Here is a 10,011-nt window from a genome sequence, read left to right as displayed (position 1 = left end):
CTTGGTAAGATTCATGATTATTTCTGTTATATATTTGAATGTGAGATACTTAAATATACAAAGAATGTAGAATCTTACCAATTTTAAACTCTATTTTTCCTGCCAATTATTAATCGAACTCAGGTTATTAAGATATTATCCTTGCTCTCAATACTTTTAGGTAGTTGCGGTGGTCCGAAGACCTACTCAGAAAAACGAGCAGTAAAGATCGAGGGCAAACCTGTAATAATAACATATCAGTATCATATTAATGCCGGAAGACTTTTATATAAATATAAAGGTTTCCTGGATGGTAAGGTTGGAGTTGGTTATTTCTCAGACTGTGAGAATCGTTCGGATGCTTACCTTATAAAGGAATGTGTTCCTATAGATCATCTGCACGGAAATTTGTCTAAAATAAAGCCAAATGCAACAGGGGAAGAAGCAATGAATGCAGGAGAAACCAGATGTCTGGTTCTGATTCCAGAAAATAAAGATACGATTGGTGAATTTACAATTGAATTTAGCGAAGATCAATTGGGAAGTTGGTAGAGATACCAACAGTGGGTTAAATTGAAATAAAGGAGAAAACCGTAATGACCTCCGGGGGGGACTGAAACAATTTATATATCTAAAATTTTACATTTATGTTTTGGATAGTTGTTGATTACTTCACTTACATACTCCTGGCTTATACAGCTTTAAGAGGCCTTGCTTATATTTTGAGCAAGGCCACAGGGCTTAAAATATATAATTCGCTCATTTTCAATTCAATAGTTTTTATACTGATCCTATTATCGGCTATATTTTCTTATTTCATAGTTATAAATATCCATTTTTTCCCCTTATCGTTACCTTTTAGTTTATATATCTCCATCATAGTGGTGCCTTTATTGTACCTAGGGTGTTATCATCCTTTGTATAAAGAATTAGATTACGAATATTTGGATCGTCCTAACCATTCAAAGTATAAATATACACTGCTTTGGATAGATCAAAACATGACCATGATAACAATATATTCTACTCCATTTTATATTGCAGTTAAAGGAATTTTTGGACAATAAAATTAATGCTCAGTTAAATGTTTTAAGAAAACAGAGTAGTTTTACACATATACGGGAAGATGTTAATTTTTAATATCTTCTTCCTGTGACTCTAAGTTTTTTAAAACAATGCATGACATCATCATTATCGGAGGCGGAATTGTTGGCCTGGCTACCGCGCTTCGTATAAAAGAGCAAAAACCAACGTTAAAGGTTTTGTTATTAGAAAAAGAAAACGGTGTTGCCAAACATCAGACCGGGCATAATAGCGGCGTAATTCATTCCGGATTGTATTACAAACCGGGAAGTCTGAAAGCGACAAACTGTATTCGTGGGTATGATATGCTTCTGGATTTCTGTAACCGTGAAAATGTGCCTTACGATCTTTGTGGAAAAATAGTGGTGGCTACCAAACCAGAGCAAATTCCACTTTTGAAAAACCTTTATGATCGCGGTATGCAAAACGGTTTAACCAAAAACCGGATGATAAGCGCTGCCGAAATTCGGGAAATGGAGCCGCATGTAAATGGTTTGGAAGGGATTGCAGTGCCTTATACCGGTATTATTGATTACACCGCAGTCAGTGAAAAGTATGCTGAAATATTTCAAAAGCTGGGTGGAGAAATCCGATTTGGGGAGAAAGTTGTCAATATAAAAAGTCTGACTTCAAATAGCGAAGTCGTGACTGCTTCCGGAAATGTTTACAGTACAAAACTGGTGGTCAATTGCGCAGGATTATATTCTGACAAAGTGGCACAGTTGACACAACCAGAAGAAATTAAAGTCCAGATCATTCCCTTCCGCGGTGAATATTATAAGATCAAACCGGAAAAACATCATCTGGTCAAAAATCTGATTTACCCGGTTCCAGATCCTAATTTCCCTTTCCTGGGCGTTCATTTTACACGTATGATCGAAGGAGGCGTAGAGGCTGGTCCAAATGCCGTGTTTGCGTTTAAAAGAGAGGGTTATAAAAAAACAGATATCAATTTCCCTGAATTATTCGAAGCGCTTGCCTGGCCAGGGTTTAGGAAAGTGGCTATGAAATACTGGCAGACCGGAATGGGCGAATACTATCGTTCCTTTTCCAAAGCTGCGTTTACAAAGGCTTTGCAGGAATTAATCCCTGAAATTCAAAGTGATGATTTAATTCCGGGTGGGGCGGGGGTTCGCGCACAGGCCTGTGATCACGACGGTGGGTTACTGGATGACTTCTCAATCATTGAAAATAAAGGCGCTATCAATATTTGTAACGCACCATCGCCGGCAGCAACTTCTTCACTTTCTATTGGACAAACCGTTTCGGAAAGAGTTTTAGCAAGACTTTAATAAGATATTCAATTGCTATAAACCAAAAAAGCTTCCTGATTGGAAGCTTTTTTGGTTTATAGCAATGTCTTATTTAAGCCTTCTTCATTTGCGACATTCCAAAAAGAATTACGTGCACAACTGCAAAAATCATTGAAAAATAGAACAAACCTGTTTGTTCTCCATTGGTCATCATCTCATGTGCAATGGCAATACCACCAAGAATCACAGAAAGAACAATTCCAGTCAATCCGGCAACTTTACGGCCATTCATGATCGTTGAAGGTTGTCCGTCAGATAAGAAACTGTTTTTGATACCATACCACAGATACACATCAAATCCGATGATCATCCATACGAATAAACGTATCCAGGTATCAAGCGGCAAAAATGCCATCATGAAGAAACACGTTCCAACACCCAGAATCGGGATCAAAGGCACAAGCGGTGTTTTGAAACCACGCGGAACGTCCGGCATTTGTTTTCTCATCACAATGATTCCGATACAAACCAGGATAAAGGCAAACAATGTCCCGATACTTGTCATTTCTCCAACAACACGTGCAGGTACAAACGCAGAGAACAAACTCACGAACAACATGAACATGAAATTGCTTCTAACCGGCGTTTGATATTTTGGATGCACGCTTGAAAAAATACGTGGAAGCAAACCATCTTTACTCATACTGAAGAATACGCGGCTTTGTCCTAAAAGCATAACCAGGATTACAGAAGCGTAACCACCTAAAATCGCAACGATAATCGCACGGTTCAACCAGGGATAATCCGGGTGAATTACACCTGAGGCATCTGCGCTTCCCATATGCTCAATCGCTACCGCAACTGGTGCAATACCATCCTGACCTTTGAATGAAGTATAATTTGTTACACCCGTCATCACGTGTGCAAAAAGGATGTACAAAACTGTACAAATAACAAGAGATCCTAAAATCCCGATCGGCATATCTTTTTTAGGATTTTTCGCTTCCTGAGCAGCTGTACTAACGGCATCAAAACCGACATAGGCAAAAAATACAATAGCCGCCGCCCGGACAATCCCACTAAAACCATATTCACCAAAAGTGCCTGTGTTGTCTGGAATGTAAGGAATGTAGTTAGAGTTGTCGATATACTGCCATCCTAAAACGATAAAGATTATAACAACCGTTACTTTCAATCCAACGATAACAGCGTTCACTTTTGCACTTTCTTCGGTACCTTTCATGAGCAATAAGCTCACCATGATCACAATAAATACCGCAGGAAGATTTACAATTCCTCCATCCCAGGGTCCGACCGTCAGTGCGGTGGGGAGGTGGACATCAAATCCTTCTAAAAATTTTATTAAATATCTTGACCAGCTTATACTTACCGTGGCAGCTCCAACCGCGTATTCAAGTACAAGGTCCCATCCGATGATCCAGGCAATGAACTCACCCATTGTTGCATAAGAATAGGTGTATGCACTACCTGCAACGGGTATCATCGAAGCAAATTCTGCGTAACACAGACCTGCAAAGGCGCAACCCAAGGCTGCAACCATAAAAGAAATTGTAATGGCAGGACCAGCCTGATTTGCCGCCGCACCACCTGTAATAGAAAACAAACCTGCACCAATAATTGCTCCTACACCTAATGCAACCAGGCTGCCAGGCCCAAGTGTGCGTTTTAGCTGATTACCTTCCCCAGTTGATTCTTTTAATAATTTGTCAATAGGCTTTTTGACCCAGAGTTGATTTGCCATAAAATGTTTTTGTAAATATTATGTCGTTGTACCCTAAAACTAAAATAAAATTTGCTAATTATTGGCATATGCAAAATATAAAAGAGGGAAAGTAAAACACTTTCCCTCTTTTATTATCTAAACCCTTATGCTTTTACAATTTTCCCTTTTGTTGTTGCAGCATCCGAACCACCTGCTACGGCCAGTGAAGCTTGTTTAATTTTTTCACGTTGTAAAATGTCAACTACAATTGGTGCAGCAACAAATAGTGAAGAATAGGTTCCTACAATTACACCCAGTAACATACAGAATGTAAATCCACGAATTACTTCACCACCGAATACCATTAGCACGATCAATACAAGCATTACCGAAATACCGGTTACGGCGGTACGGCTAAGTGTACTGTTCAAAGCATTGTTGATAATCGTTGGTAATGTTTCGGTAGTTGCTTTGTCATCTTTCAAATAATCACGAATCCTGTCATAAATAACAACCGTATCATTCATGGAATAACCGATCATTGTAAGAATGGCTCCGATGAACGCCTGATCAATATCCAATGAGAATGGAAGCCATCCGTTGAACAAGGAATATACAGCCAATAAGATAATAACATCATGGGCAAGAGATACTACCGCACCATAACTAAATGCCAGTCGTTTGAAACGTAAGAAGATGTAAACAAAGTTGGCAGCCAAAGCTAGTAAAACGGCATACAATGCATTGATCATGGTATCGTATGCAATTGTTGGACCTACTTTGTTTGAACTTACGATTGTTCCCTTGTTATCCTTAATCTTGGAAACACCTTCCATGATTTTTGTATCTGCTTTCTGATCAGCGTCAGGAGCAGTATCTTCAATCAGGTAATCTGTTGTGATCTTAACCTGGTCAAATCCTCCAAAAGTTTTTACTTCCGGTGAACTTCCAAGCGCGGCATTCATTACTTCACGAACTTCATCTGTTTCAACATTTTTGTCAAAACGAACTACATAAGAACGACCACCTTTAAAGTCAATACCAAGACCAAATCCTTTGAAGATGAATGAACCCACTCCAATGACCATGATCACAGAAGAAATGATATAAAAACGACGGCGTTGGGATACAAAATCGAAATTATTATCCTTAAACCAGTTTTTAGTCAAACCAGAATAAAACTTGTAAACTTTACCATTTTTGATCTGATATTCAAGGAACAATCTTGTAACGAATATCGCTGTGAACAACGATGTAAGCAAACCAATAACAAGTGTCGTGGCAAAACCTAATACAAGACCTGAACCAAATGTGTAAAGTATAATACCTGTTAGAAGCGTTGTAACATTGGAGTCAATAATGGCTGTCATGGAATGTTTGAAACCATCCTGAACGGCCAGTTTAAATGGCTTACCTTCTGCAATTTCAATCTTTATTCCCTCATAAATCAGTACGTTCGCATCAACGGCCATACCAATTGATAAAACTATACCCGCGATTCCTGAAAGCGTAAGCACCGCTCCAAGAGAAGCCATCACACCTAAAAGAAGGAACAAGTTTAAAAGAAGTGTGATATCTGCAATGAAACCAGCGCCGCTATAATAGGCCACCATGAAAACCAGAATTACAACCAAACCGATCACTGATGATAAAATACCGGCTGTAATCGCCTCTGAACCCAAAGTTGAACCAACAATGGCCTCCTCAACAATGTGCGTTGGAGCTGGCAATTTACCCGCTTTTAGCACGTTTGACATATCTTTTGTTTCTTCAACCGTGAAGTTACCTGTGATACTTGAATTACCATTTGGAATTTCACCCTGAACCGTTGGAGCCGTGTAAACAAGATTATCGATAATGATAGCAACCGGACGACCAATACTGTTGGCTGTCAGTGTACGCCATTTACGTGCACCTTCACCGTTCATACGCATGGTCACTTCCGGACGACCGCGGTCATCGTAGTCATGCGATGCATCAACGATCACATCACCTTCCATAGCAGCCTGGCCATTTTGTTTTTTGATAAAATACAAAGGCAGGATCAACTGATTGTTTGTACCTTCAGTTCCTTTACGATCCCACATGAAAACCAAATCAGCAGGGAACATAGAACGAACTTCCGGACGGGCAAGCATTTCGTTTGCACGCGCTGTATCTTTCAAATAAACACCCAAACCTTGTGGCATTGGAACAAAAAGACTTGTAAGTGCAGCACTCTGGGCAGCCAAAGCAGACGTATCGCTTTTAGCAGAATCTCCTTTTTGTTCAAGCTGAGCAGCCAATCCGGTTACTCCTGATTTCTTAGTAGTATCAGTTGATGACACCGCAGCAGCAGGTTTTCCGGCAGCTTTCACTCTTGCATCTTCTTTGGCAAGATAAGAACCCAACTGATCAATCGCAGGGGCTAATTCGTTGGTAAGATATACTTGTGCAAATTCAAGTTTCGCAGCACCTGATAACAAGCGACGAACACGTTCCGGGTTATCAACACCTGGAAGTTCTACCAAAACGCGGTTAGTACCTGGCAAACGCTGAATATTCGGGTTAGTTACACCAAATTTATCAATACGTGCCTGCGTGATCTGGAATGCTCTGTCAATTGCACCATCAATTTCTGTGTTCAACATTTTAATAACATCGCTGTCAGAAGAATTGCTGTTGATTTTCGTACGGTTGGCACTTGTAGCGAAAACACTTGCAAGACTGGTATTTGGCGCAGCTTCTTTAAAAGCCGATACAAAGATCTTTACGAACGCATTGTTATCTGCTTTTTTATCTGCCTGTGCAGCCGCTAGTGCTTTTTGGAATGCCGCACTGCGCGCATTTCCACCAGCCATACCTTTAAGGATTTCAGCAGGAGCAACTTCCAAAACTACGTGCATACCACCTTGAAGGTCAAGACCAAGGCTAAGCTCGCGTTCCATCACTTCTTGCAAAGTTTGTCCCAAATAGACATCTTCACGCCAAAGTGAATCAATGTAATGTTGTCTTTTCTTGTCATCTACTTTGCCGGAAGCATCCGTAGCGTACACTACTGCCTTTCCTTTAATGTTACGCGAAACGAACGTAAACGAAAGATAATAGGCGCTAATAAGAGCCAACACAAGGGTTAGCCCAATTATTCCATTCTTGTTAGTCATTGTTTTGTAAAAAATGTGATATTTTGAAATCGGATTTATTATGGATTGATATATGAGAATACGAAAGTTCTTCGCAAGACGCGATAATACTCATATGTCAACATGGAAAGATCAAAACGGAACTGTCACGGGGCATTTGTGACAATATATCGGGCAAAAACTCTACTGAAACAGGAGAAAAGAAAATACGATTCCTGGTAATCAACCTCAATGATGTGTTGACTTTCAATAAACTGCCAGACAGGCTGCGGAGCAAAATAAAAATAATGAGAGAAATCAAACGAGATGGACGGTGTAATAACCGCATCCAAAGAAAGTGCACTTACGGTAGCCTGCTGATCGTCCCCCGTATTGGAGGACTTTTCATGGGAAATTCCTTTGGCTATTGATTTTGTATTCTGAGCAAATTTCTGAACCGAATTCACATTATCTGACCACGACCGGGCTCCGGCCACCATGAGTAACATGGAAGCAAGCAATAAGCTAATGGTCTGGTTGATAATTTTTTTCGTCTGCACGATTCGGTCTTCGATTTAAAACGCAAATTTTAAACCAAAATATCACATTCGCAAATGGTTTGCCCGAAATATCTGAATTATCCTTTTGACAAACGTTAAATTATGAGAAGAATTCCTAAGCTTTTACTTCAAACGGCCATATTTCCGCATGATTTCCAATACTTTTTCTTTTGGTAATTCTTCTACTTTGTGTCCCTGAAAACCTTCGGACGTTTTGGCCATAAACAGCGAATTGATAATCGCTTCATTGGTAGCTTCAATGGTTGCCATGAAAAGTGGCGACACAAAATCGTTATGTAAAAGTGTCACACTGGAAGTTCCCTGCGTCGTTTCATGCGGAATTTGGTAAGCTGTTGAAAACGCGATCACATAATCGCCGCTGCCATTTGAAGCAATTCCGCCGGTTTCGGCCATACCCATGATAGCACGTTTTGCCAAACGTTTCAGATTTCTTGCATCCAAAGGCGCATCCGTCGCAATGATCATCATACAGGAACCATCGGAAGATTTGTCCAAAGATTCTTTAAAAGCATACTTCCCTAATTCTTCGCCAATCGGGACTCCATTCACTTTCAAAACACCGCCAAAATTTGTTTGGGTTAAAACGCCAACCGTATAACCACCCAGCTTTCCAGGCAGTTTCCGGGAAGAAGTTCCGATTCCACCTTTCCAGTTAAAACAAACCGTTCCGGTACCGGCACCAACATTCCCTTCCTCTACTTTTCCAGTTTGTGCATTTTTCAACGCTTCCAGAACATTTTCCTTTTTGATATGACGCCCGCGGATATCATTTAAAAAACTGTCATTTGTTTCGCCTACAACTGGATTCACCGAACGTACATTTTCATTACCTTTTTGATTTAATGTCCAGTCAATTAATGCGTCTGCGGCCGTTGGGACGCTTAATGTATTGGTCAAAATAATCGGCGTTTCCAATGTTCCCAATTCCTCCACCTGCGAGTAACCTGTCAGTTTTCCAAAACCATTTCCAATGTAAATTGCAGCCGGTATTTTTTGTTGAAACAGATTTCCTCCTTTTGGAATAATAGCCGTTACACCGGTTCGGACGTCCTTTTCGTTAACCAAAGTTACCTGGCCAACTTTCACTCCGGCCACATCCGTTATGGCATTAAATGGTCCAGTTGGCAAAACACCAATTTTTATTCCCAGTTCGCGGGGACGTTTTTGTGCAAAAAGTTGAACGGATAGAAATAGTAAAATGATTGGGAGTGATTTTTTCATCTCAGGAGTGTTTTAAATGTCCAAGATACAAAGGAACATGCAGCCTGCTAACGCAAATCCTTGATTATTTATAAAAACAAAAGCCGCCAGAAATTTCTGACGGCTTTAAAAATTGTATTATCAAAAATACATTAATCTTCTTCCGGTCTTGCTTTTGCAGGATCAACTATCGTTTCCATCCGGCTCACTGCCGACGCTCCAAAGTAACCCAATGCTTTTCTACCGTTTGGATCAGCATTTGTAACATTCGATTTAATGTTTGCGATAGGCGTAGCATATATCCCGCCATTGGTACTTTGATCAACAACCTGCTGCAAAAAGTAAAATGCTTCGTTGGTAATACTGTGCAATTCAACACCAACGTGACTGCCTGCCTGATATAGAGAATCATAAGTAATTGACCGTCGTAAGGGCTGGATAAATATCAAACCATCCGAAGGTGCACCTGCACTGAAAGCGGCATCATAGGCAATGGAAATTTTCTCGGCTTTATCCACATTCGTTTTCCCGTTCAGTACTTCCTTAATCCAGTAAGTATCACCTGCTCCTACAAAATCCCTGGCATAGAATTCAACAATATATCCTGTTTTCTGGCCTTTATCTTTGTCAGGTTTGATAGGAAGTGTCTCATTCGTATAGGCAATAGAATCTATTTTGGGAACACGTTTAATTTCATTTTGAGCCGTATAGACTTCCTTTTCATATTCAATTCTTAACGTATATTTTCTGCCAATACGGCCCAAGCTGTCCGTCGCCAAGCCCCAGGTATATTTCCCGTTTCCTGCCGAATCGGCGAAATTATAAACATTACCAATGTTGTCTGTAACCGTTACTTTCGCGCCTAAAACAGGCTGAATCGGATTGCTATCAAAGTAACCAGACGACCAGCTAAGTGTAATCGTTTGTTTTCCGGGCTGATTTGTAACCCAACCATCCACAACCAGCTGCGTAGGCCCTGTTTCTGTTTTTAAATCAATCACATCCTCGCAACCAGACAATCCGATGATTGCCATAAGTACGATGGCGATTTGAAAAAAAACTGTTTTTGAATTTATATTTTGTTTTTTCAT

At 40.2% G+C, this 10,011-nt stretch carries 7 protein-coding genes; 2 read left to right on the top strand and 5 right to left on the bottom strand.

Annotated features, from left to right (window positions below; translation table 11 throughout):
- Positions 1–141 precede the first annotated feature (141 nt).
- Positions 142–531, top strand: coding sequence for a hypothetical protein (locus FZF08_RS28545; RefSeq protein WP_159477220.1), 390 nt, complete (start codon positions 142–144; stop codon positions 529–531).
- A 623-nt stretch (positions 532–1,154) separates the two neighbouring features.
- Positions 1,155–2,354, top strand: a complete 1,200-nt coding sequence (lhgO, locus tag FZF08_RS28540) for an L-2-hydroxyglutarate oxidase (protein WP_159477217.1) — start codon at positions 1,155–1,157, stop codon at positions 2,352–2,354.
- 73 nt (positions 2,355–2,427) lie between these two features.
- Here the strand turns inward: lhgO and FZF08_RS28535 are convergent, their stop codons facing one another.
- From FZF08_RS28535 to FZF08_RS28515, 5 genes are all read right to left on the bottom strand, one after another.
- A complete protein-coding gene (locus FZF08_RS28535) occupies positions 2,428–4,077 on the bottom strand; it encodes an amino acid permease (protein ID WP_159477214.1) in 1,650 nt (549 codons plus the stop codon).
- Positions 4,078–4,202: 125 nt separating this feature from the next.
- On the bottom strand, positions 4,203–7,181 hold the full coding sequence (secDF, locus tag FZF08_RS28530; RefSeq protein WP_159477211.1) for a protein translocase subunit SecDF: 2,979 nt from the start codon (positions 7,179–7,181) through the stop codon (positions 4,203–4,205).
- A 125-nt stretch (positions 7,182–7,306) separates the two neighbouring features.
- Positions 7,307–7,699, bottom strand: a complete 393-nt coding sequence (locus FZF08_RS28525; RefSeq protein WP_229216736.1) for a hypothetical protein — start codon at positions 7,697–7,699, stop codon at positions 7,307–7,309.
- Between the two features lie 123 nt (positions 7,700–7,822).
- Positions 7,823–8,941 (bottom strand): P1 family peptidase, encoded by a 1,119-nt coding sequence (locus FZF08_RS28520; RefSeq protein WP_159477208.1) that lies wholly within the window; start codon positions 8,939–8,941, stop codon positions 7,823–7,825.
- A 131-nt stretch (positions 8,942–9,072) separates the two neighbouring features.
- Positions 9,073–10,011 carry a DUF4249 domain-containing protein gene (locus FZF08_RS28515; RefSeq protein WP_159477205.1) on the bottom strand — a complete coding sequence of 313 codons (939 nt, stop codon included), beginning with the start codon at positions 10,009–10,011 and terminating at the stop codon, positions 9,073–9,075.

Source organism: Dyadobacter sp. 3J3, from assembly GCF_009801115.1.
Lineage (GTDB): Bacteria > Bacteroidota > Bacteroidia > Cytophagales > Spirosomataceae > Dyadobacter.
The sequence above is the reverse complement of the archived record's forward strand: the minus strand, read 5'-3'. Positions and strand labels throughout refer to the sequence as shown.

Excerpts from the sequence above, each read along its gene's own strand:
- FZF08_RS28535 (WP_159477214.1), bottom strand. The coding sequence starts at position 4,077 with ATGGCAAATCAACTCTGGGTCAAAAAGCCTATTGACAAATTATTAAAA.
- FZF08_RS28520 (WP_159477208.1), bottom strand. The coding sequence starts at position 8,941 with ATGAAAAAATCACTCCCAATCATTTTACTATTTCTATCCGTTCAACTT.
- lhgO (WP_159477217.1), top strand. The coding sequence starts at position 1,155 with ATGCATGACATCATCATTATCGGAGGCGGAATTGTTGGCCTGGCTACC.
- FZF08_RS28515 (WP_159477205.1), bottom strand. The coding sequence starts at position 10,011 with ATGAAAAAACAAAATATAAATTCAAAAACAGTTTTTTTTCAAATCGCC.
- secDF (WP_159477211.1), bottom strand. The coding sequence starts at position 7,181 with ATGACTAACAAGAATGGAATAATTGGGCTAACCCTTGTGTTGGCTCTT.